The following is a 23,197-nucleotide window of genomic DNA, read 5'->3' as shown; positions in this document are numbered from 1 at the left end:
ATGACGCAACCTTTGCTCGATATAGACAATCTGACGCTGGGATTTCGTAAGCAGGAAACGGTTCGTACGGTAGTTAACGCGGTGTCGTTGCGCGTGGAGGCCGGCGAAACGCTGGCGCTGGTCGGTGAATCCGGTTCCGGCAAGAGTGTTACCGCACTGTCGATTCTGCGCCTGTTGCCCACGCCGCCCGCCGTATATCTTAGCGGCGATATCCGTTTTCACGGCGAGTCATTACTCCACGCCAGCGAGCAGACGCTACGCGGCGTGCGCGGCAACAAGATCGCCATGATTTTTCAGGAGCCGATGGTGTCGCTGAACCCGCTCCATAACCTCGAAAAACAGCTCTATGAAGTCCTTTCCCTGCACCGCGGTATGCGCCGGGAGGCGGCACGCGCAGAGATAATAAGCTGCCTCGATCGGGTCGGTATTCGGCAGGCTGCAACCCGGCTGGGTGATTATCCGCACCAGCTTTCCGGCGGCGAGCGTCAGAGGGTGATGATTGCGATGGCGCTGTTAACGCGACCCGAATTACTCATCGCCGACGAGCCGACTACCGCGCTGGATGTCTCGGTACAGGCGCAGATCCTGCAACTGTTGCGCGAACTCCAGCGCGAGCTGAACATGGGGATGCTGTTTATCACCCATAATCTCAGTATTGTCAGGAAGCTCGCCGACAGCATAGCGGTGATGCAAAACGGGCAATGCGTTGAGCAAAACCGGGCCGCTCCCCTTCTCCACGCGCCCACGCATCCCTATACGCAGAAATTGCTCAACAGCGAGCCGACAGGCGACCCCGTACCGCTACCAGCCGGACATTCACCTCTGCTAAAGGTCGAGGATTTGCGCGTCGCCTTCCCCATTCGCAAAGGGATTCTCAAGCGCGTGGTGGCAAACAATGAGGTGGTGAAAGGCATCAGTTTCAGTCTGCAACCGGGTGAAACGCTGGGGCTGGTTGGTGAGTCAGGGTCAGGGAAAAGTACCACCGGGCTGGCGCTCCTGCGGCTTATCACCTCTCAGGGCAGCATAGAATTTGACGGCCAACAGTTACAACATCTTAACCGCCGACAGTTGTTGTCCGTACGTCATCGTATTCAGGTGGTCTTCCAGGATCCCAACTCCTCGCTGAATCCGCGTCTGAGCGTGTTACAAATCATTGAAGAGGGACTGCGCGTTCATCAACCATCGCTCTCAGCCGAACAGCGCGAGCAGCAGGTCATGGCGGTGATGGCGGAAGTGGGACTGGATGCCGACACGCGCCACCGCTATCCGGCGGAGTTTTCCGGCGGTCAGCGCCAGCGGATTGCGATAGCCAGAGCGCTGATCCTGAAGCCGTCATTGATTGTTCTTGATGAACCGACATCATCTCTCGACCGGACCGTGCAGGCGCAAATTCTCGCGCTGTTGAAATCGCTACAGCAAAAGCATCGCCTGGCCTATATCTTCATAAGCCACGATCTGCACGTGGTACGTGCGCTATGCCATCAGGTGATTGTGCTGAAACAGGGAGAGGTTATTGAGCAGGGGCAATGCGAGCGCGTCTTTAGCGCACCGCAACAGGCGTATACGCGTCAACTTCTCACGCTAAGCTGACGCTCAAAATGGATTGTTGTTAGAAAACGGTTCGGCAATGGCCACGCCAAAGTTTTTCAGACGACAGGTCGCGGCAAATTCGTCCTGGCGATTCACAAACAGGCACGGTTCGCCTTCACATTCCAGTACGGAACATGGCACTTCGATATCACTGAGCGCCTGACTGAGTTTATGCATCACCGGCCAGGCGCTATCGCCATCCGGACTCAGCAGTTTAAGCGCCACCAGACTGTTTTCGACGCTTTGGCCATTTTGCGGAATCGGTTCAACTTTCGAACCTGCGAAACCCGCAGACCAACGATAGTTCTGTGGTAAGCGATGAACGATTGAGAGCTGTAATGTTGTCACTTTCTTTCCCCGGAAGCACAATCACTTCACAATTTATTTACATCTATATTAACACATCATTGACAATCCGTCCTTAAACGGATGCATAACGTGGCAATCCTTCTCCCGCGTGGCCAGTATGTTGGGTATGGCCTTTATTAAAATAGAGATTTCCAGTCGGGACAGGAGCGCGGGCTATATGTACCCGTTTCTGCGATCTAACTCAACCTTTTTAACTACAATGATGTGACTTTTTACATAAATTGATTTTACATAAAATAAACATATATCGGGGGAATGATAGGATTGTCGTTGACATACATCAACAAAGGAAGCCGAACGGCTTCCATATTGTGTATTTGATCACCGTTTTTTCGGGCGGCTCGCATAGAGATAGAACAAAATTGAACAGCTTGCACAGAAGGCAATAGACCAAATCATCGGCCAGGCTGAGTTAAACGTTGCCAGAGAGAGTAACGCGCCAACAAGCGCGCCAATGCCAAAGCGGAAAGTGCCCGCCAGCGATGAGGCCGTTCCCGCCATGTGTGGGAACTCATCGAGGATCACCGCCATCGCATTGGAAGAGATCATCGACACGCAACCGACAAAGACTGCCACCCCCAGCACCAGCGCCCAGAAACCGATGCCAAACAGCGCACTCAGCACCATCCACACCGCCATCGCCAGTTGGATCCACAATCCGGTACGGAACATGTTCAGCGCACCGATCCGGCGTACGAAGCGACTGTTAAAAATCGTCATAATGAATAAAAAGACGATGTTTAGCGCGAAGTAGTAGCCAAAATCCTGCGGCGATACGTGGTTGATTTCGATATACACGAACGGCCCGGCGCTGAGAAAAGAGAACATCCCGGCAAAGCTAAAGCCGCTTGCCAGCATATAGCTCAGCACCCGCTTATGGCGAAACAGCGAGGCAAAGTTACCTATTGTCGTGCGTATATGGAACGGCTGGCGCTTTTCAACCGGTAACGTCTCTTTAATGAGCGTTGCGATCATGACAGAGGCCAGAACCGCGGCGATCGCCAGGATCCAGAAGATAGAGTGCCAGCTCAACCACACCAGCACCCAGCCGCCGATGATTGGTGCCATCAGCGGTGCAATCGTGGTCACCAGCATGACGAACGACATCATGCGGGAGAACTCTTCTTTAGGATACATATCGCGCATCAGCGCATTGATCACCACGCTGGCAGCGGCTGCAGCCAGACCGTGGAAGAATCGCATCACAATCAGCTGATCGATGGTCTGCGCCAGCGCACAGGCTACGGCGGCGGCAGCGAACACCAGCGTGCCACCGAGGATCACCGGTTTTCGCCCAAGGCTATCCGCCATCGGCCCATACAGTAGCTGCCCGACTGCGAAGCCCAGAATATAGGTGCTAAGCGTCATCTGCGCGCTGCCCGCCGGCACGCCAAACTGCTCGGAGATCACCGGTAGCGCCGGAAGGTACATATCGATCGACAGCGGCATTAACATCGCCAGCAGACCGAGAATAAAAACAATGGCAAAGGACGAGTGCTGCCGGGTGGTCACAAAAAACTCCTGAATTTAGCTGGATGACATGCCGACGCTGGCAATTTCGGCTTCGGTCAAAGGGCGATACTCACCGGGTTCAAGGTCAGCATCAAGGGTAATGGCGCCTATCCGCTCACGGTGCAGTTCGACCACGTGGTTACCCACGGCGGCAAACATCCGTTTCACCTGATGATAGCGTCCTTCGCTGATGGTCAGACGCACCTGCGTCGGGGTAATAACCTCAAGCACAGCCGGTTTGGTGAGATCTTTTTCATTATGTAACTGCACGCCTTTTGCAAACTGCGCGGCGGTATCTTCGGCGACGGGCGACTCCAGCGTGACCAGATACGTTTTCTCGCAGTGGTGACGCGGAGAGGTGATGCGGTGCGACCACTGCCCGTCGTCGGTCATCAGCACCAGACCGGTGGTGTCGATATCCAGGCGACCCGCAGCGTGTAATTTATGCGCGACCGGCTCATCCAGGAAATACAGGATTGTCGGATGATCCGGGTCATCCGTCGAACACACATAGCCCTGGGGTTTATTAAGCATAAAGTAACGTGGGCCGTTTTGCTGAACCAGCGTGTTGCCGTCATATGCTACGTCGTGTTCTGGCAGCAGTTTGAACGCAGTATTCCGGATGATTTCACCATCCACGGTAACACGGCTACCGCGGATTTCACGCCCGGCAATAGCGCGGCTGACGCCGAGTTGCTGAGCGATAAATTTATCAAGTCGCATGAGTGTGATTTTGCCTGTAAAAATACGGGAGTCGGGCGCGTCGCCCGAAAAGTGGAGCCGTTATCTGCCCAGTATAGCGGGCTAACAACATCCCTCAAGGGAAAACGATTCGTGGCATACTATACCCGAGTTCGTTACGTATTGTGAGACCATGATTTTTACACTTCGCCCCTACCAGCAAGAAGCCGTGGATGCCACGCTCAACCATTTCCGTCGCCATCGCACGCCTGCGGTGATTGTTCTGCCCACTGGCGCCGGTAAAAGCCTGGTGATTGCTGAACTGGCGCGCGTCGCCAGAGGCCGCGTGCTGGTTCTGGCGCATGTGAAAGAGCTGGTGGCGCAAAACCATGCCAAATACTGCGCACTGGGGCTGGAAGCCGATATTTTTGCCGCCGGACTTAAACGTAAAGAGAGCCACGGTAAAGTGGTGTTCGGCAGCGTTCAGTCCGTGGCTCGCAATCTGGACGCCTTCCAGAGCGAGTTTTCGCTGCTGATTGTTGATGAATGCCATCGTATCGGCGATGACGAAGAGAGCCAGTATCAACAGATACTCACCCATCTGAGCAACGCCAATCCCCACATTCGCCTGCTGGGGCTGACCGCCACCCCTTTTCGTCTGGGCAAAGGCTGGATCTATCATTTTCACTACCACGGTATGGTGCGCGGCGACGACAAGGCGCTGTTTCGCGACTGCATTTACGAACTGCCGCTGCGCTACATGATTAAGCACGGCTATCTTACGCCGCCGGAACGCCTCGACATGCCGGTGGTGCAGTACGATTTCAGCCGCCTGCAGGCGCAAAGCAACGGTCTGTTTAGCGAAGCCGATCTGAATCGTGAGCTGAAAAAGCAGCAGCGTATCACACCGCATATCATCAGCCAGATTATTGAATTCGCCCAGACCCGCAAAGGGGTGATGATTTTTGCCGCCACCGTCGAGCATGCCAAAGAGATTGCCGGACTGCTGCCGAAAGCGGATTCCGCGCTGATTACCGGCGACACGCCGGGTCCTGAACGTGATGAGCTGATAGACGCGTTTAAGGCTCAGCGTTTTCGTTATCTGGTCAACGTCTCCGTCTTAACCACGGGCTTCGATGCCCCGCACGTCGATCTCATTGCCATTCTGCGCCCCACCGAGTCAGTCAGTCTGTACCAACAAATTGTGGGTCGCGGCCTGCGTCTCGCACCGGGAAAAACGGACTGTTTGATTCTGGATTACGCCGGTAATCCGCACGATCTCTATTCTCCGGAGGTGGGGAGCCCGAAAGGCAAAAGTGATAACGTGCCGGTCCAGGTCTTCTGCCCGGCCTGCGGTTTCGCAAATACCTTCTGGGGCAAAACCACCGCTGACGGTACGCTGCTCGAACATTTTGGCCGCCGCTGTCAGGGTTGGTTTGAAGATGATGAAGGACATCGCGAGCAGTGCGATTTTCGCTTCCGCTTTAAAAATTGCCCGCAGTGCAACGCCGAAAACGACATTGCCGCTCGCCGCTGTCGGGAATGCGATACGATCCTTGTCGATCCCGACGACATGCTGAAAGCAGCGTTGAAACTGAAAGACGCGCTGGTGCTCCGCTGTAGCGGCATGACGTTGCAGCACGGCCATGACGAGAAAGGCGAATGGCTGAAAATCACCTACTATGACGAAGATGGCGCGGACGTTAGCGAGCGCTTTCGCCTGCAAACCCCTGCCCAACGTACGGCATTTGAACAACTGTTTATCCGCCCGCATACCCGCACGCCAGGTGTGCCGCTACGCTGGATCACCGCGGCGGATATCCTCGCGCAACAACCCTTGTTACGCCATCCCGACTTTGTGGTGGCGCGGATGAAAGGCCTGTACTGGCAGGTGCGGGAAAAGGTATTCGATTACGAGGGGCGTTTCCGTCGGGCACATGAATTACGCGGTTAATCGTACTTTTGATTGATGTAACGGGCGTTTGAGGATAGAATCTCGCCCGCTTTTGCATACGCAAAGCAGATCACTTACCTGTTGCTGGGTCGCCTGTAGCAGGAATTATTAAAGAGAGATTTAAATGTTTACTATCAACGCTGAAGTACGTAAAGAGCAGGGTAAGGGTGCGAGCCGCCGCCTGCGTGCCGCTAACAAGTTCCCGGCAATCATCTACGGTGGCAAAGAAGCCCCGATTGCTATCGAACTGGACCACGATTCCATCATGAACATGCAAGCTAAAGAAGGTTTCTATAGCGACGTTCTGACCATCGTTGTTGACGGTAAAGAAGTAAAAGTTAAAGCTCAGGCTGTACAGCGTCACGCGTTCAAGCCGAAGCTGACTCACATCGACTTCGTTCGCGCGTAATCGCCAACAAGTTGAAGAAAACCCCGCTCCGGCGGGGTTTTTTTATGGCTTTTAATTACCGCCAGACGTACGGCGCTGAAGCTGATCGCGCAGGTTCGGCGGCGTGCCTTTAATGGTCAACGTATCCGTTGCCGGATCCCAGAAAATACGCTCGCCCAGTAGCATCGCGTCAAAGTTAATGGTTAACCCACCGCCGCTGCCGGCATATTTGGTCAGTTGGCGCAGCGTGCTGCGATCGGCCGGGAAGCTCTCTTCCAGCTCATAGCCCTTCTCTGCCGTAAACTCGCTAAAACTCACTTCACTGACGCCAGAAAGTTCTTTTGACAGCGACTCCAGCTCAATTTCTTCACCGGCCTGAAGCTGCTCGTTGCAGTAGCTGTACACCTGCTGGCGCACGTTCTGGCGCTCGGCCTTACCCAGTTGTGCTTCAGCGGTGAAGTCATCGACCGCCTGCAGCAGTCCACGGTTTTGCGCCTTGGCGTTGAGACCTTCGCTGGCCCCGAGGAAATCCATAAAGAAGTCAGCCACTTTTCGCCCTACCCGCCCCTTCAGGAAGGTCAGATAGCGGGTGGATTCCGGATTGGTTTCCCACTCGGTCAGATCGATACGCGCGACGATATCCGCATGGTTGATATCCAGATAGTGCGTCGGGTTGATATCCAGATTCTCATTGACGCGCATGCTGCTTAAGTTGTTCAGCACCGCCACCAGTAAATACTCTACCGCCAGATAGCGATAATGACAGAACAGCACAATGCCGCCGTCAGCAAACGGGTATTTGGCGAGCTCGTCACGTAAACGTCCGGTCGCCGCACGGCTAAAGGCGAGAAAATCTTCCTCACCCTGGCGCTGTAAGCGCAGCGCTTGCGCCAGTTCGCTCTCTTCGCTGAACAGACCATACGCTTTGTTTTTCGCGCTATAGACCCGATGCAGTTCAGCCATCATATCGACAACGGTGTTTGTCGGTTCCAGTAATGAATCGCGCAGGACCAGCTCAAGGTTTTGCTCATCACGCTTGATAAGCTGGTGCAGGGCAATCTGGTTGATATCCAGACTCATGATAAACTCTCCTTAAAGACCGGGCGGTATTCAACCACCACCGGCGAGGCGACGCAACAGAAGATGCAGCGCCGTTTTGCCTGTCGCACGGTAACGCGAATTATTGAGGATAAAAAAGCGGAAAAAAAACTGTTGCTACGGTAATATGTTGCCCTTTCATGAATAAACTGATGTCGATTTATGCCACAAATCTCCCGCTATAGTGACGAACACGTTGAACAACTGCTCACCGAGATGCTCAACGTACTGGAAAAACATAAGGCACCGACTGATCTTTCCCTGATGGTGCTGGGAAACATGGTCACCAACCTTATTAATACCAGCATTGCCCCGGCTCAGCGCCAGGCGATTGCGAACTCTTTTGCCCGCGCATTGCAGTCCTCGGTTAACGACGACAAAGCGCACTAAAAGCCGATTTCGGGGAAACGAACGACACGTTATGGTAACTCATCGTCAGCGCTACCGTGAAAAAGTCTCCCAGATGGTTAGTTGGGGGCACTGGTTTGCACTGTTCAACATTCTGCTGGCTATCGTGCTCGGCAGCCGTTACCTGTTTGTCGCCGACTGGCCGACAACGCTGGCCGGTCGCGTTTACTCTTATCTGAGTATCATCGGCCATTTCAGCTTTCTGGTGTTTGCCACCTATCTGCTGATTCTGTTCCCGCTGACGTTCATTGTGATGTCCCAGAGGCTGATGCGTTTCCTGTCAGCCATTCTGGCGACGGCCGGAATGACGCTTCTGCTGATCGACAGCGAAGTGTTTACCCGTTTCCACCTGCATCTTAATCCCATCGTCTGGGAACTGGTGATTAACCCCGACCAGAATGAAATGGCGCGCGACTGGCAGCTGATGTTTATCAGCGTACCGGTTATCTTGTTGATTGAAATGCTGTTTGCGACCTGGAGCTGGCAAAAACTGCGCAGCCTGACGCGTCGTCGTCACTTCGCCAAGCCGCTGGCCGCCTTCTTCTTTGTGTCATTTATTGCTTCACATGTGGTCTATATCTGGGCGGATGCCAATTTCTATCGTCCGATCACCATGCAGCGCGCCAATCTGCCGCTCTCCTATCCGATGACCGCGCGCCGGTTTCTGGAAAAACATGGCCTGCTGGATGCGCAGGAGTATCAGCGCCGTCTGGTCGAACAGGGGAATCCGGAAGCGGTGTCCGTGCAGTATCCACTGAGCGAATTACGCTATCGCGATATGGGAACCGGGCAAAATGTCCTGCTGATCACGGTCGATGGCCTGAACTATTCGCGCTATGAAAAGCAGATGCCGGCACTTGCCGAATTTGCCGGGCAAAACATTGCCTTCACGCGCCACATGAGTTCCGGCAACACCACCGATAACGGTATTTTTGGCCTGTTTTACGGCGTGTCACCGAGCTATATGGACGGTATTCTGTCCACCCGAACGCCGGCTGCGCTGATTTCGGCTCTGAATCAGCAAGGCTATCAGCTGGGACTGTTCTCTTCCGACGGCTTTACCAGCCCACTCTACCGCCAGGCGTTACTGTCTGATTTCTCGATGCCAAGCGTACAGACGCAGTCTGACGAACAGACCGCCAGCCAGTGGATCAACTGGCTGGGGCGTTACGCGCAGGAAGACAACCGCTGGTTCTCATGGGTTTCGTTTAACGGCACCAACGTTGACGACAGCAACCAGTCTAACTTCGTTCGCCGCTACGCTCGCGCGGCGGGAGATGTTGATAAGCAGATCAACCGTGTGCTCGGCGCACTGCGTGAGTCCGGTAAACTGGATAACACGGTGGTGATAATCACCGCCGGTCGCGGCGTCGCGTTGAGCGATGAAGAGAAGAACTTCGCCTGGTCGCGCGGTCACCTGCAGGTTCCGCTCATTATTCACTGGCCGGGGACTCCCGCGCAGCGGATCAACAGCCTGACCGATCACACAGACGTCATGACCACGTTGATGCAGCGTCTGCTCCACGTCAGCACGCCTGCTAATGAATATTCGCAGGGGCAGGATCTGTTCAATGCCAATCGTCGTCACTACTGGGTAACGGCGGCCGATCTCAGTACGCTGGCAATCACCACGCCGGAAATGACGCTGGTGCTGAACAACAACGGCAAGTACCAGACATACGATTTACGCGGCGAGAAGATTAAAGATCAGAAGCCACAGTTGAGTCTGTTATTACAGGTGCTGACAGACGAGAAGCGTTTTATCGCTAACTGATTTATTATTAATCAGTTAGCTGGATGTCCCCTTGCATTCGGTACGGAAAGCGGTAGTATTAGCTCCCACGAGTCGGCACGTAGCGCAGCCTGGTAGCGCACCGTCATGGGGTGTCGGGGGTCGGAGGTTCAAATCCTCTCGTGCCGACCAAAATACTCCTTAAGAACCAGCCCTGATGGGCTGGTTTTTTTATGCTCCTGAATATCCTTTCATCTTTCAGGTTTTACTTCTTACCCATGCGTAATCTGGGGTAATATTTCTCCCTCTTATCGATGCGGTGAATCTGGACGATTCGCGATCGAATAACAATAATGATTCTAATAAAATCTCGGGAGATAACTATGCCTGAAGCAACGCCTTTTCAGGTGCTGGTGGTAGATGACCACCCTCTTATGCGTCGTGGTATCCGTCAATTACTGGAACTGGATCCGACATTTGAGGTGGTTGCCGAAGCGGGCGATGGTGCAACGGCGATTGATCTGGCAAACCGTCTCGATCTGGATTTAATCCTGCTTGATCTGAATATGAAAGGGCTGAGCGGTCTGGATACGTTGAACGCCCTGCGCCGCGATGGGATCACGGCGCAGATCATCATTCTCACCGTTTCGGATTCGGCCAACGACATCTACGCCCTGATTGACGCCGGCGCAGATGGCTACCTGCTGAAAGACAGCGATCCGGAAGTTCTGCTGGATGCCATTCGCACAGGCGCCAATGGCGGCAAAGTTTTCAGTGAACGCGTCAGTGATTATCTGCGCGAGCGCGAAATGTTTGGTGAAGAGGACGATCCGTTCAGCATGCTGACCGAGCGAGAGCTGGATGTGTTGCACGAGCTGGCACAGGGGCTGTCTAACAAGCAGATTGCCTCGGTCCTCAATATTTCCGAACAAACTGTAAAAGTGCATATTCGCAACCTGCTGCGCAAGCTCAACGTACGCTCACGCGTTGCCGCGACCATCTTGTTTTTACAAACCCGCGGTATGCAATAGCCCAGCAAATGCCCGATGGCGCTACGCTTATCGGGCCTGTGCCTCGCCATCTGGCCGGGTGGTTACTCGCTCTTTGGCGATAAGTGCTGCATCGCCTGCGCGATACTGCGCTCAATCACCGCACGACGCGTATCATTCGCTGGCAGCATCTTCAACATCATCTCCCAGGCGGCAACCGCCTCGCCAAAACGCTCCTGCTCAAAGGCGTTGAAGGCATACATGCTCAGAACCCGCACATTGGCGTGATCGCTACGAACCAGTTCTCGCAGCAGCTCCCCTCCACGACGGTTATCATCAGGATCGGAAGAACGGGTCAGCGCCTCGGCATAGCCCAGCGCAGCATCGCTGTTCTTCGGATCGAGTCGATAGGCGTTGGCATACGCTTCGGTAGCGGTACTGGCATTGCCAAGCACCATTCCGATCCGCCCCAGCATGATCCAGCCTTCTACGTTCGTCGCATCACTTTGCAGACGAGTACGTAGCCCCAGCGCCAGACGCGTCATCTCTTCCTCATCCAGCGGCTGCGCTTTTGGATCCAGCGCGCGTTCCAGCAGTGCCGGACTTTGTGCCGTCGCCAGTTGCCAGATTTCCACCTGCTTATAGCTCCCGGTATGGTAATAACTGACGGCACCCACAATGACGGCAATCACTATCCCCGGCAGATAAACCGCCAGCCCGGCTCGTTTACCCTCCGGTAACGATATCTCATCCGGGAACACCTCCTGTTTCAGGCGTACCCGCCGACGCGAACGGGCAACGATAATCCAGCCACCTGCGCCAATTGCCGCCACGGGAAGCACCCACAGCAGGACAGTCAGTGGTGTCAGCGGCGGATCATAGGTGACGAAGTTACCGTAGCGCGCCACCATATAGTCGACGATCTCTTTCTGACTTTTCCCTTCCTGCATCAGCTCATAGACTTTCTGCCGCAGGTCGGTCGCAATCATCGAATTGGAATCCGCGATGCTGTTGTTCTGGCATTTTGGACAGCGCAGTTGTTCAGTCAACTGGCGGAATTGTTGCTCCTGGGTCTCATCCTTAAACTGCATCACATCAATGGTGGCCAGCGCGTTAGCAGAAAACAGCAGCATCAGCACACTCAGCAAAATTCTCATTGCCCGGCCTCCTTACTGTATTTCTCCCACAGCGGCTTGATTTCACTCTCCCAGACGCGGGCGTTCAAATCCCCGGCATGGCGATAGCGAATAATGCCTTTACCGTCGATCAGGAAGGTTTCCGGCGCGCCATAGACTCCAAGATCCAGGCCCAGCATACCGTCGCCGTCAAACAGGCTCAGCGCGTAAGGATTACCCAACTCTTTCAGCCAGACGATGGCCTTCTGGCGATCGTCTTTATAATTCAGCCCCACTACGCGAATCCCCTGTGCCGACAACTGGTTCAGGTACTGATGCTCAGCGCGGCAGGTCGGACACCACGTTGCCCAGACGTTGAGTAAGACCGGTTTACCCTGAGTCAGCACGTCTGCCTCATAATGCTTACCGGGGTTCTCCAGCGACTCAAGCCGGAAAGTCGGTACCGGTTTACCAATCAGCGCCGACTCCAGATTCGTCGGCGTGTCGCCTTCTGCGTTACGCGCCAGTTGCCACAGCAGCGCTGCGGCAATCACGAGAAAAATCACAAAGGGAATCAAAAGTACGTTGCGCTTCATACCGCCTCCGACGCCGATTTTTGCGGTTGTACGCGTTTGCGATAACGCGGGTCAAACAGGCATAACAGCCCTCCCAGCGCCATCAATATCCCACCCGCCCAGATCCAGCGAATAAACGGTTTGTAATACAGACGAACAGCCCACGCGCCGTTATCCAGCTCTTCACCGAGCGCGGCGTACAGATCGCGGGTGATGCCACCATCAATCGCCGCTTCCGTCATCATCGAACTGGTGCTGTTGTAGAACCGTTTTTCAGCGTGCAACGTTGCTTCTGCCTTGCCATCACGGGTCACGCTGATAATCGCCACACCACCGCGATAGTTTGGTCCGGTGATATCCTTCACTTCACGGAAGGTGAAGCGATATTCATGAATATCGACGCTGTCACCGGCTTTCATGCGAACATCGCGCTCGACGCTGTAGTTCTGGCTGAAGGCGATGCCGACAATTGTCACCGCCAGGCCGACGTGCCCGGCCACCATTCCCCAGTAGCTCAGCGTCATTTTCGCGCCACGTGAAATTCGCTGCGCAAGCTCCGCCATCGCCAGCACAAACACCCAGCAGGCCATTGCCAGCCCGACTACGGTCATGGCGACAATCTTGTTCTCAAACAGCCACGGCAGCAACAGAGAGAGTACCAGGGTGCTGACCAGCGCGATAACCAGCAGTCGTTGCAGTTTACGCGGTCGATCGCGTCCCCAGCGGACCAGCGGGCCAACACCCAACAGCAGGGCAAACGGCGCCATCAGCCAGGTAAACATGGTATTAAAAAACGGTTCGCCAATAGAGATACTGCCCAGACCGAGTTGCTTATGCACCAGCGGCAGCAGCGTGCCGAGCAGCACGACCAGCATGGCGGCAATCAGCAGCACGTTATTACCGAGCAGCAGCGATTCACGCGACCAGAGGGCGTTATTGACCCGGGAGCGAACCTTATGTCCTCGCGTGGCAAACAGCAGCAGCGAGCCGCCGATGACCAGCACCATGAAGGCCAGAATGAACATCCCGCGAGACGGGTCGGAAGCAAACGCATGCACCGACACCAGCACGCCCGAACGCACGAGGAACGTCCCCAACAGACAGAGCGAAAACGCGCAGATGGAGAGCAGTAGCGTCCACGCCTTGAAACTGCCGCGCTGTTCAGTGACCGCCAGCGAGTGCATCAGTGCGGTTCCCACTAACCATGGCATAAACGAGGCATTTTCCACCGGATCCCAGAACCACCAGCCTCCCCAGCCCAGTTCGTAATACGCCCATGCTGAACCCAGCACAATCCCCAGCGTCAGGAAAACCCACGCGGCCAGCGTCCATGGACGGGAAAAACGGGCGAAAGTGCTGTCCAGGCGACCGCTCATCAACGCCGCGATAGCGAACGCGAAGGCGACCGAGAAACCAACATAGCCCATATACAGCAGCGGCGGATGGAAGATAAGCCCAGGATCCTGCAACAACGGGTTGAGATCGCGCCCTTCTATCGGGAAATTCGGCAGCGTGCGGGTGAACGGGTTGGAGGTAAACAGGATGAACAACAGAAAACCGACGCTAACCATCCCCATCACCGCAAGTACGCGGGCGACGATATCCAACGGCATCCGCTGGGAAAACAGCGCGACGGCAAAGGTCCAGCCGCTCATCAGCAACACCCACAACAGCAGCGAGCCTTCATGCGCCCCCCAGGTGGCGGCGACGCGGTACCAGACCGGCAGCTGCGTGTTGGAGTTACTGGCGACGTAAACGACGGTGAAATCATTCACTACAAAGGCGTTGACCAGCACCAGAAAGGCGCCCATCACGAGGATAAACAACAGCCAGGAAAACGGTCTTGCCGACGCCATCATCCGCGCATCGCCTCGCGCCACGCCCCACAGCGGATAGACTGAGAGTAACAACGCAACGCCCAGTGCCAGGCATAACAGCGCATTGCCAATTTCAGGCATCATGATGTTTTATCCTTATAGACGCTCTCCGGACGGCGGTGGTTATCCTGCATCGCTTTTTCAACTTCCGGCGGCGTGTAGTTTTCATCGTGCTTGGCGAGGACTTCTTTCGCCTGAATATGGTTTTTCTCGCCGAGTTCCCCCTGCACCACCACGCCTTGTCCTTCACGGAACAGGTCCGGCAGAATGCCTTCGTAGGTCACATCCACCACGCCTTCGGCATCATAGATGCTGAAATTCACCTTCAGCGAGTTGGGGTCGCGCTTGACGCTGCCGGGCATAACCATACCACCTACTCGCAGCCGCTGGCCCACTTCCGGCATTTGCTGTGTTTCGCGCTTGCCGTAGAGAATCTCGCCTGGCGTGTAGAACAGGTCGATGTTGGCGCGCAGCGCATACAGCACCAGCGTAATCGTCAGCGCTAACCCGACAAGCACGCCGCAGGCAATCCATAAACGGTTCTTACGTCGAATATTCACGCCGCCTCCCGTTGTGTCTGCGCTGCACGCAGGCGGGCTTCACGCGCCCGCTGACGGGAGACATCACGCAAAATTGCGCGATGCTGCGTCACGGTATGAATGACCAGCACTGCCAGCGGGATGACGCTCAGCGCCACAGCCAGCCAGACGTAAAAGGCGTAGCCGCCCATCGCAAAAAAATCACTCCAGGATGCAAATGCAGTGGTCATTGGCGGCCTCTTTTTAAGATCAGTTCACTCACCCACGGGCGACGTTTTTCCATTATCAGAATCAGGTTACGCATCCGCATCAGCGACAGCGTGATAAACAGCAGCAGATAGCCGACAATCGCCAGCCGCAGCGGCGTGCGCATGGCCGGGTCGATGCTTTGTTGCATACGGGTCGAGCCCTGATGCAGCGTGTTCCACCACTCCACCGAATAGTGAATGATCGGCAGGTTCACCACGCCAATCAGCACCAGGATCCCCGCCGCGCGCCCCGCCATCTTACGGTCATCAAAGGCGTGCCACAGAGCAATTGCGCCGACGTAGAGAAACAGCAGCACCAGTTCTGACGTCAGCCGCGCATCCCACACCCACCAGGTACCCCACATCGGTTTACCCCAGGCCGAGCCGGTGACCAGCGCAATAAACGTAAACACCGCGCCAATCGGCGCCATTGCAGCCAGCGCCAGGTTCGCCATCTTCATCTGCCAGACCAGACCGATAAACGCGGCTACCGCCATCGAGGCATAAATCCCCATTGACCAGATCGCCGCCGGAACGTGCAGATAAATAATGCGGTAGCTCTGCCCCTGCTGGTAATCCGCCGGCGCAAAACCGAATCCCCAGATCCAGCCCGTCGCCAGAACCAGGACGCAGGCGACGGCCAGCCACGGCACAAAATAGCCACAAAGCTGATACAGCCGTGGGGGCATAGCCAGTTGATGAAGTGTTTTCCACATAGTTCAGTCACCAGACTCAAACGAATAAAGTTACCGTCATGCCGGATAGCGGCTGATGCCTTATCCGACCTAAAAACCCGGCTCTTGTCGACCTGAAAAGCGCAGCGCCATCAGGCAACTCATTACTGCAAACTAATGCGTAACGCCGCCGCCGTTGCAAAAGGACTTAACGTCGCGCTACCTGCCAGTAACGCGCCCAAAATCGCCATGTATCCATCCACTGGAAGATGCATGGATGCCGCATCCATCGCGGCAGTCGCAAAAATCAACAAGGGAATGGTCAACGGCAGTACCAGTACGCTCAGCAATACACCGCCGCGCTTTAACCCGACCGTTAACCCCACCCCCGGTGCGCCGAGAAAGCTCAGCGTCGGCGTCCCCAGCAGTAGAGTCAGCGCCATAATTTTCCAGCCGTAGAGGTCCATCCCCAGCAGCAATGCCACCAGCGGAGAGAGGATCAACAGCGGCAGACCGGTGACCATCCAGTGGGCCATCACTTTTGCCAGCACCACCATCGGTAATGGGATTGGCAGCAGCATCAGTTGCTCAAGGCTGCCGTCCTGCAGGTCATCGCGAAACAGTCGCTCCAGCGCCAGCAGCGAGGCCAGCAGTGCAGCAACCCAAATAATCCCCGGCGCAATGCGCGCCAGCAGCTGCGGTTCCGGCCCAATGCTCAGCGGGAACAACGTAATAACAATCAGGAAGAACCACAGCGGGTTGGCAATTTCCGCGCTATGGCGAAAGGCAACGCGCAGTTCGAGACGGAAGATACGCCACATCATTGCCCTGCCCTCTCGTGAGTCAGCGCAATCCGGCGAATGCGGTCTGTAGCAACGTTCATTGGCTGGTGGGTGGTGAGGATAACGATCCCACCTTCATCGGTATGCTGCGCCATCCGCTGCGTCAGGCGTTCAACGCCGTTCACATCAATGGCGGTAAAGGGTTCGTCGAGGATCCAGAGCGTGGCGCGGGTCAGCCAGAGACGCGCTAACGCCACACGGCGCTGCTGTCCGGCAGAAAGCTGGTTAACAGGTATATCTTCGTAACCGGCAAGACCGGCCTGCGCCAGCGCCGCGAGACATTTCGCGATATCGCCGTCCTGATGGAAAAAACGCAGGTTCTCCAACGCCGTCAGCCGGGTTTTGATCCCCGGCTGATGGCCAATCCACAACAAATTTTGATGGTAGCTGTCCCGCACACGATGTAGCGGTTGCTCCTGCCAGCACACCTCACCGGCATCAGGACGAGAAAGTCCTGTCAGCAACCGCAACAGGGTGGTTTTCCCTGCGCCGTTGCCGCCGGTAACCTGTATCCACTCCCCGGCGTTGACCTGGAATGACAAATCGCTAAACAGGACTCGTTCATCCCGCTCACAGAGGAGCTTTCTGGCTTCAAGCATACTACCCACTCATTACCATCCCGTCAGAAGCCCGGTTTGACGTCGCGCATATCGGGGAGCTTATGCGCAATCCCCTTATGGCAGTCAATACAGGTTTGCCCGTCTTTCACCGCCTGATCGTGCATTTTTGCGGCGACACTCTTCTGGGCCGTTAAGTCCATGAAGTCAAAGTTGTGACAGTTACGACACTCCTGAGAATTGTTATCTTTCATTCTTCGCCATTCATTCTGTGCCATCGTCAGACGATGCGCTTCGAACTTCTGCGGGGTATCAATCAGTCCCAATGCTTTTGCGTACAGTTCTTTACTGGCCTTGATCTTACGGATCATTTTCGGCACAAACTCGTGTGGTACGTGGCAGTCAGGACAGGTCGCACGCACACCGCTACGGTTGTTGTAGTGTACGGTTTCCATGTATTCCTGATACACGGTATTGCGCATTTCGTGGCAGCTAATGCAGAACTCTTCGGTGTTGGCCTTTTCCATCCCGGTGTTAAATCCACCCCAGAAAATAATCCCGCCGACGAACCCGATTAACAGCAGCGTCCCCAGCGCCAGGCGACTGGGGCGACGCCACCACTGCCAGAGGCGCTTAATCCGGCCTGGTTTACGGTTAGCATTTTCCATAATAACCTCTTATTTCCCGTAACCTTTCGATGGGGTAAAGGTGTTACCCACAATCGGCGGGGCGTCAGTCTGCGGCACGTGACACTGCAGACAGAAGTAACGACGCGGCGCCACTTCGGCCAGCACTTTGCCGTCGCTGTCCATAAAGTGCGTCGGACTAATACGCGGCGCGCCGGTGGTACGATAGCTTTCAACGCCGTGGCATTGCAGGCAGCGGTTGGTGTTAGTGGTCACCTGGTAACCATCGACGCTATGGGGAATCATCGGCGGCTGATTCACGTAATTCAGCGGCATACGCTCTTGCTCTTTGTGCATGCGAATCGCCCCTTCCTGTGTCCCCGACACTTCCGGAGACTGGCTAAGATCCACTCCGTTTGCCGCCCAAACCGCACCGCTCACCACCAGGGCCAGCAGGGCTGTCCATTGACACAGCGCTTTCTTCAGGTCATGGCTTTTCATGATTTCGCTCCCGAACTCCATCGTGTAGTTATTGTAAATACGTCCTCAGAACAGACATCCACGCAGCGACCGCAGGCCATGCAATCGCGGCTGGTGACCTGCACCGGGCTTTGCTCATCCAGCACCGGGGCACGTAATACATGCGGTTCCGGGCAAACATGAAAACAGTCCATACAGCGGTTACATTTCTGTCGGTCTTTCGCCGCAACGGTTAATACGCCCTGGCTACCCAGCACGCCATACAGTGCGCCTAAAGGACAAAGATGCCCGCACCAGCCGTGTTCAACGACCAGCAAATCAAATAAAAACAGAGCGATAATCAGCAGTGCGCCGCTACCGAATCCCATCACCAGGCTACGCCCCAGCAGTGAAACAGGGTTAATCCATTCCCACAGTAGCGTCCCGGTCAGTGCTGAACCCACCAGCACGACAACCAGAAGTACGTACCGTATATGACGTGGAATGGTTGCGGACTGATTCAGGTCAAACCTTCTGCGTAGCCAGGCCGCAAAATCGGTAATCGGGTTCAACGGGCAAACCCAACCGCAAAACAATCGCTTTCCTGCCAGGGCGTAAAGCACGGTAATAATCGCCGCACCTGTTAGCGCCACCGCCACAGGCAGATGACCGCTCGCCAGGCTTTGCAGGGTGATGAGCGGATCGGTCAACGGGATCGACTCCAACAACAGGCTGCTGGAGTAATTCCCGTGCAGGATCCACACGCCAAACCACGGGCCGCTCAGAAACATCCCCAGCACCATAAACTGACAGAGCCGACGGAAAATCAGCCAGCGATGACTCCGCCAGACGCCTTTTTTCGCCTGCGCTTCACGCCCGGCATCACGTTTACGATTTGCCATCGTTCCCCTCCAGCCAGCCGAAGCGGTAATGGTGACCTAACTCCCCTTTCGCCAGCGACAGCGGCAACACTTTTATCGCGGGTTGCTCCAGCACGCAGACTTTTTCACATTTCCCGCACCCCGTGCAGGCGTCGCTGTGAACGGTCGGGATAAATCGCGCATGTTTGCCGGTTCGCATGTTGCGATCCAGTTCCAGCGTGATAGCCTCATCGATTTTTGGGCATTCTCGATAACAGACGTCGCAGCGTAATCCCTGGAAGTTCAGGCAATTTTCCTGATCCAGCAGCACCGCCAGCCCCATCCGCGAATCGTCAATGGAGGCAATCTCCCGGTCCAGCGCCCCGCTGGGGCAGACTTTGGCGCACGGAATGTCTTCACACATCTCGCACGGGATCTCGCGGGCAACAAAATACGGCGTCCCCGCCGACAACCCTGATGCGAGCGTCGCCAGTTTTAAGGTGTCATACGGACATGCCTGAACGCACTGCCCGCAGCGCACGCAGGCGCTGGCAAAGGCGTTCTCGTTCACGGCCCCAGGCGGGCGCAACCGCACGCCTGTAGCCCGTGCGGTTTGCTGCTGTAACCCCAGCGCCACGCCAACGGCAGCCAGTCCGCCCGCTGTGCGAACAACATCGCGCAGAAAGCGGCGGCGGCCATTTTGGGGTTTCGCTGACCTGGACATGGCGTGTTACACCTTCGCCAGTTTCACGGCGCACTTCTTGAAATCCGTCTCTTTAGAGAGCGGATCCGTCGCATCCAGCGTCAGGTTATTCACCAGCTGTGCGGCGTCGAAGAACGCCATGTAGACCAGCCCCTGCGGCGGACGGTTACGTCCACGGGTTTCAACAATGGAAATCACCTCACCACGACGTGAGATCACTTTGACCTTGTCGCCACGGCGCATATCCCGTTTTTTCGCATCCAGCGGATGGATAAACAGAACCCCTTCCGGGAACGCACGGTGCAGTTCCGGCACGCGGCGCGTCATACTGCCGGTATGCCAGTGCTCCAGTACACGCCCCGTGGAAAGCCACAGGTCGTACTCGGCATCCGGCGCTTCTGCGGCCGGTTCAAACGGCAGCGCGAAGATCACCGCTTTACCGTCTGGCTTACCGTAGAACTTGTAGCCTTCACCTGCTTTGACGTATGGATCGTTACCTTCGCTGTAGCGCCACTGCGTCTCTTTTCCGTCAACCACCGGCCAGCGAAGGCCGCGCGCCTTGTGATAGTCATCGAACGGGGCGAGATCGTGACCGTGTCCACGACCAAACCAGGCGTACTCTTCAAACAGCCCTTTTTGCAGATAGAAGCCCAGCTCACGTGATTCGTCGTTAAGCTGATCCTCTTTCAACTCCGTCAACGGGAACTTGCTCACCGCAGGGGTGGCAAACAGCACGTCGTACAGGGTTTTGCCGCGCAGTTCCGGTTTCTGTGCCAGCAGCTCTTCCGGCCAGACCTCTTCCGTTTTAAAACGTCGCGAGAACTGAACCAGTTGCCACAGATCGGATTTCGATTCGCCCGGCGCTTTAATCTGTTGACGCCAGAACTGGGTACGACGCTCGGCGTTACCGTAAGCCCCTTCTTTCTCCACCCACATTGCGGTTGGCAGGATCAGGTCCGCGGCCAGCGCGCTGACGGTCGGGTACGGATCGGAGACAATGATAAAGTTGCGTGGATCGCGCCAGCCCGGCAGACGATCTTCGTTGATGTTCGGACCGGCCTGCATATTGTTGGTACACATCGTCCAGTAGACGTTCAGCTTGCCGTCTTTCAATGCCCGGTCCTGGGCAACTGCGTGGAGACCGATTTTCGCCGGAATGGTTCCAGCCGGGATATTCCAGTGCTTTTCACAGATCTCACGGTGTTTTTCGTTAGTGACCACCATGTCCGCCGGCAGACGGTGGGCAAAGGTTCCCACTTCACGCGCGGTACCACAGGCAGAAGGCTGACCGGTCAGTGAGAACGGTCCACAGCCCGGCTGCGCGATTTTGCCAGTCAGCAGGTGAATGTTGTAGATCAGGTTGTTGGCCCACACGCCGCGCGTATGCTGGTTGAAGCCCATCGTCCAGTAAGAGATGACTTTCTTGTTCGGGTCGGCATACAGCTTCGCCAGTTGCTCCAGCTGATCTTTCGGCACACCGGTCATTTCAGCGGTTTTATCCAGCGTGTACTCAGCCACAAACGCTTTGTAGTCTTCAAAGCTCATCGGCTCAGAAGCATCAGAGCCTGGGTTTTTCGCGGCTTTTTCCAGCGGATGCGTCGGACGCAGGCCGTAACCGATATCCGTTGCCCCTTTGCGGACGTTGACGTGCTTGCTGAAGAAGTCCTGGTTAATCGCGTTGTTTTGAATGATGTAGTTAGCGATGTAGTTGAGGATCACCAGGTCAGACTGCGGCGTAAACACCATCCCGTTGTCCGCCAGCTCGAAGCTACGGTGCTGGAAGGTAGACAGCACGGAGACGTTAACATTCGGATCGGAGAGACGACGGTTGGTAATGCGCGACCAGAGGATCGGGTGCATTTCCGCCATGTTTGAGCCCCACAGGACAAACGCATCGGCATGCTCGATATCGTCGTAGCAGCCCATCGGTTCGTCCATGCCAAAGGTACGCATAAAGCCTACCACCGCTGACGCCATACAGTGACGCGCGTTGGGATCGAGGTTGTTCGAGCGCAAGCCCGCTTTAAACAGTTTGGAGGCGGCGTAACCTTCCCAGATGGTCCACTGGCCGGAACCAAACATGCCGACAGACTCCGGGCCTTTCTCTTTCAGCGCGGTTTTAAACTTCTCTTCCATCACATCGAAAGCCTGATCCCAGCTGATCGGCGTAAATTCACCGTCTTTGCTGTACTTACCGTCTTTCATACGCAGCAATGGCTGCGTTAAACGGTCCTCTCCGTACATAATTTTGGGCAGGAAATAGCCCTTGATGCAGTTCAGACCACGGTTAACCGGGGCTTCCGGATCACCCTGACAGGCGACAATACGCCCCTGCTGAGTGCCGACCAGCACGCCACAGCCTGTACCACAAAAACGGCACGGGGCTTTATCCCACTTAATGGCTTCCTGTTGACCGACAACTGCGCGGGCAACGCCCGGTACGCTTAGCCCGGCAGCCGCCGCAGCGGCCGCAACGGCGTTAGCTTTCATAAAGCTACGACGACTGAGTTTCATGGTGTTTCCTCACCTTGTTCTTCCTGCTGGTGATAAACCAGCGACACCGCCAGCACGCCCGCAACGTTGCGTACCGACTCAATTGTTTGCATCAGCGTTTCGCTGTGTTCTGCTTCAACCACCGCAATCATCTGGCCGCTTTGCTCGTCGCTTACGGCCACTTCGCAGCCCGGCAAAGCATTTAGCTGCGTGCTAATATCCTGTACCTGTTCGCCTTTGGCCTGAACAATCAGGCTGCAGACCTGCCAGTTAATGTGCATGGTTATACTCCGCGGTAATGGCTGACACCGGGCAACTGGCGACACACGCGCCGCATCCGTTACAGTTCTGGTTATCGAGTTGTGGCTGATAAATGCCGGACAACGTTGGGCGAAACAGGATCGCCTGCGGTTCACAGCTATCCTGACAGCGGCGGCACTCTACGGACTGATACGCCAGACACGCTTGCCCAATGGTGAAAATCAGATCCCATGCCCTGGTGTGGCGCGGAGAAAAGAGAGATTCAGGGCAAGCCTGCGCACAGGCGTAGCAGAAGGTGCATTCGCTTTGTTGGAAATTAACGCTCGGATAGCCACCCGGGCCACGCTGCAAAACATCGTGTTCACAAGCCTGAATACAGGCGTCGCAACGGGTGCACTGGGACAGAAACTGAGATGCTTCCATGATCCACGGCGGACGAATCCCACGATTGGCACTACGCCAACTGCCAGTCAGTATGCCTCGACGGGATAGATCAACCATGGCATCGCCCTTCCATAAACGACGCTCCCCCGGCTGGGTGAACGACAATAAAAACCGCGTTACTACTAAGTCATTATTATGATCGGTAAGATAGTAAAGGATGTGTTCCAGGTGCATACCCCAATCGGGGTAAAACCAGTGGTTGG

Annotated in this window: 25 protein-coding genes and 1 tRNA gene; 7 read left to right on the top strand and 19 right to left on the bottom strand. The window is 55.6% G+C overall.

Annotation, left to right across the window (positions count from 1 at the left end; all coding sequences use genetic code 11):
• Positions 1-1,590 (top strand): microcin C ABC transporter ATP-binding protein YejF, encoded by a 1,590-nt coding sequence (gene yejF, locus AOY24_RS01110; RefSeq protein WP_044258610.1) that lies wholly within the window; start codon positions 1-3, stop codon positions 1,588-1,590.
• A 3-nt stretch (positions 1,591-1,593) separates the two neighbouring features.
• Here yejF and AOY24_RS01105 read toward each other — a convergent pair whose 3' ends face one another.
• From AOY24_RS01105 to rsuA, 3 genes are all read right to left on the bottom strand, one after another.
• A complete protein-coding gene (locus AOY24_RS01105) occupies positions 1,594-1,938 on the bottom strand; it encodes a YejG family protein (RefSeq protein ID WP_043000099.1) in 345 nt (114 codons plus the stop codon).
• Between the two features lie 342 nt (positions 1,939-2,280).
• Positions 2,281-3,471, bottom strand: a complete 1,191-nt coding sequence (locus tag AOY24_RS01100; RefSeq protein WP_043000098.1) for a Bcr/CflA family multidrug efflux MFS transporter — start codon at positions 3,469-3,471, stop codon at positions 2,281-2,283.
• Positions 3,472-3,486: 15 nt separating this feature from the next.
• The gene (rsuA, locus tag AOY24_RS01095; RefSeq protein WP_043000097.1) at positions 3,487-4,194 is read right to left on the bottom strand and encodes a 16S rRNA pseudouridine(516) synthase RsuA; all 708 of its coding nucleotides are present in this window, start codon (positions 4,192-4,194) and stop codon (positions 3,487-3,489) included.
• A 151-nt stretch (positions 4,195-4,345) separates the two neighbouring features.
• Between rsuA and AOY24_RS01090 the strand changes: the two genes are divergently transcribed.
• The gene (locus tag AOY24_RS01090) at positions 4,346-6,106 is read left to right on the top strand and encodes a DEAD/DEAH box helicase (RefSeq protein ID WP_054175996.1); all 1,761 of its coding nucleotides are present in this window, start codon (positions 4,346-4,348) and stop codon (positions 6,104-6,106) included.
• A gap of 124 nt (positions 6,107-6,230) precedes the next feature.
• Entirely contained in the window at positions 6,231-6,515 is a 285-nt protein-coding gene (rplY, locus tag AOY24_RS01085; RefSeq protein ID WP_043000095.1) for a 50S ribosomal protein L25, read from the top strand.
• A gap of 51 nt (positions 6,516-6,566) precedes the next feature.
• On the opposite strand, the gene yejK is transcribed toward rplY, so the two are convergent.
• Positions 6,567-7,574, bottom strand: a complete 1,008-nt coding sequence (gene yejK / locus AOY24_RS01080; protein WP_044258606.1) for a nucleoid-associated protein YejK — start codon at positions 7,572-7,574, stop codon at positions 6,567-6,569.
• Positions 7,575-7,754: 180 nt separating this feature from the next.
• Here yejK and AOY24_RS01075 point away from each other — a divergent pair, with 180 nt between their 5' ends.
• The 4 genes from AOY24_RS01075 to narP all read left to right on the top strand — a co-directional run bounded on the left by AOY24_RS01075 (position 7,755) and on the right by narP (position 10,763).
• A complete protein-coding gene (locus AOY24_RS01075) occupies positions 7,755-7,982 on the top strand; it encodes a YejL family protein (protein ID WP_042317936.1) in 228 nt (75 codons plus the stop codon).
• A gap of 31 nt (positions 7,983-8,013) precedes the next feature.
• Positions 8,014-9,774: an LPS biosynthesis-modulating metalloenzyme YejM gene (gene yejM, locus AOY24_RS01070; RefSeq protein ID WP_054175995.1), complete on the top strand. Its 1,761-nt coding sequence runs from the start codon at positions 8,014-8,016 to the stop codon at positions 9,772-9,774.
• 73 nt (positions 9,775-9,847) lie between these two features.
• Positions 9,848-9,924: transfer RNA gene (locus AOY24_RS01065), tRNA-Pro, on the top strand.
• A gap of 191 nt (positions 9,925-10,115) precedes the next feature.
• Positions 10,116-10,763: a nitrate/nitrite response regulator protein NarP gene (gene narP / locus AOY24_RS01060; RefSeq protein ID WP_043000091.1), complete on the top strand. Its 648-nt coding sequence runs from the start codon at positions 10,116-10,118 to the stop codon at positions 10,761-10,763.
• A 62-nt stretch (positions 10,764-10,825) separates the two neighbouring features.
• On the opposite strand, the gene AOY24_RS01055 is transcribed toward narP, so the two are convergent.
• From AOY24_RS01055 to napF, 15 genes are all read right to left on the bottom strand, one after another.
• Positions 10,826-11,878, bottom strand: a complete 1,053-nt coding sequence (locus tag AOY24_RS01055) for a cytochrome c-type biogenesis protein CcmH (RefSeq protein WP_054175994.1) — start codon at positions 11,876-11,878, stop codon at positions 10,826-10,828.
• Positions 11,875-12,432, bottom strand: a complete 558-nt coding sequence (gene dsbE, locus AOY24_RS01050; protein WP_043000089.1) for a thiol:disulfide interchange protein DsbE — start codon at positions 12,430-12,432, stop codon at positions 11,875-11,877. Before dsbE ends, AOY24_RS01055 begins: the two co-directional genes overlap by 4 nt.
• On the bottom strand, positions 12,429-14,372 hold the full coding sequence (locus AOY24_RS01045) for a heme lyase CcmF/NrfE family subunit (protein ID WP_044258599.1): 1,944 nt from the start codon (positions 14,370-14,372) through the stop codon (positions 12,429-12,431). Before AOY24_RS01045 ends, dsbE begins: the two co-directional genes overlap by 4 nt.
• Positions 14,369-14,848 carry a cytochrome c maturation protein CcmE gene (ccmE, locus tag AOY24_RS01040; RefSeq protein WP_043000087.1) on the bottom strand — a complete coding sequence of 160 codons (480 nt, stop codon included), beginning with the start codon at positions 14,846-14,848 and terminating at the stop codon, positions 14,369-14,371. Before ccmE ends, AOY24_RS01045 begins: the two co-directional genes overlap by 4 nt.
• A complete protein-coding gene (ccmD, locus tag AOY24_RS01035) occupies positions 14,845-15,057 on the bottom strand; it encodes a heme exporter protein CcmD (RefSeq protein ID WP_043000086.1) in 213 nt (70 codons plus the stop codon). Before ccmD ends, ccmE begins: the two co-directional genes overlap by 4 nt.
• Positions 15,054-15,791 carry a heme ABC transporter permease gene (locus tag AOY24_RS01030; RefSeq protein ID WP_044268653.1) on the bottom strand — a complete coding sequence of 246 codons (738 nt, stop codon included), beginning with the start codon at positions 15,789-15,791 and terminating at the stop codon, positions 15,054-15,056. Before AOY24_RS01030 ends, ccmD begins: the two co-directional genes overlap by 4 nt.
• 122 nt (positions 15,792-15,913) lie before the next feature.
• Positions 15,914-16,573, bottom strand: coding sequence for a heme exporter protein CcmB (ccmB, locus tag AOY24_RS01025; RefSeq protein WP_043000084.1), 660 nt, complete (start codon positions 16,571-16,573; stop codon positions 15,914-15,916).
• A complete protein-coding gene (gene ccmA / locus AOY24_RS01020; protein ID WP_043000083.1) occupies positions 16,570-17,190 on the bottom strand; it encodes a cytochrome c biogenesis heme-transporting ATPase CcmA in 621 nt (206 codons plus the stop codon). Before ccmA ends, ccmB begins: the two co-directional genes overlap by 4 nt.
• Positions 17,191-17,213: 23 nt before the next feature.
• Positions 17,214-17,816, bottom strand: coding sequence for a cytochrome c-type protein NapC (gene napC, locus AOY24_RS01015; protein ID WP_043000082.1), 603 nt, complete (start codon positions 17,814-17,816; stop codon positions 17,214-17,216).
• 9 nt (positions 17,817-17,825) lie between these two features.
• Positions 17,826-18,275 carry a nitrate reductase cytochrome c-type subunit gene (napB, locus tag AOY24_RS01010; RefSeq protein ID WP_042317908.1) on the bottom strand — a complete coding sequence of 150 codons (450 nt, stop codon included), beginning with the start codon at positions 18,273-18,275 and terminating at the stop codon, positions 17,826-17,828.
• On the bottom strand, positions 18,272-19,135 hold the full coding sequence (napH, locus tag AOY24_RS01005) for a quinol dehydrogenase ferredoxin subunit NapH (protein ID WP_044268651.1): 864 nt from the start codon (positions 19,133-19,135) through the stop codon (positions 18,272-18,274). Before napH ends, napB begins: the two co-directional genes overlap by 4 nt.
• Positions 19,122-19,817 carry a ferredoxin-type protein NapG gene (gene napG, locus AOY24_RS01000; RefSeq protein ID WP_043000080.1) on the bottom strand — a complete coding sequence of 232 codons (696 nt, stop codon included), beginning with the start codon at positions 19,815-19,817 and terminating at the stop codon, positions 19,122-19,124. The genes napH and napG overlap by 14 nt, the downstream gene beginning before the upstream one ends.
• A gap of 6 nt (positions 19,818-19,823) precedes the next feature.
• A complete protein-coding gene (gene napA / locus AOY24_RS00995) occupies positions 19,824-22,310 on the bottom strand; it encodes a nitrate reductase catalytic subunit NapA (protein ID WP_044258593.1) in 2,487 nt (828 codons plus the stop codon).
• Complete coding sequence (napD, locus tag AOY24_RS00990) at positions 22,307-22,570, bottom strand: chaperone NapD (RefSeq protein ID WP_043000078.1); 264 nt, start codon at positions 22,568-22,570, stop codon at positions 22,307-22,309. The genes napA and napD overlap by 4 nt, the downstream gene beginning before the upstream one ends.
• Positions 22,560-23,051: a ferredoxin-type protein NapF gene (gene napF / locus AOY24_RS00985; protein ID WP_043000077.1), complete on the bottom strand. Its 492-nt coding sequence runs from the start codon at positions 23,049-23,051 to the stop codon at positions 22,560-22,562. Before napF ends, napD begins: the two co-directional genes overlap by 11 nt.
• Between the last annotated feature and the right edge of the window lie 146 nt (positions 23,052-23,197).

The sequence above is a fragment of the Citrobacter sp. CtB7.12 genome (genome assembly GCF_001297795.1).
Lineage (GTDB): Bacteria > Pseudomonadota > Gammaproteobacteria > Enterobacterales > Enterobacteriaceae > Citrobacter_A > Citrobacter_A amalonaticus.
The sequence above is the reverse complement of the archived record's forward strand: the minus strand, read 5'-3'. Positions and strand labels throughout refer to the sequence as shown.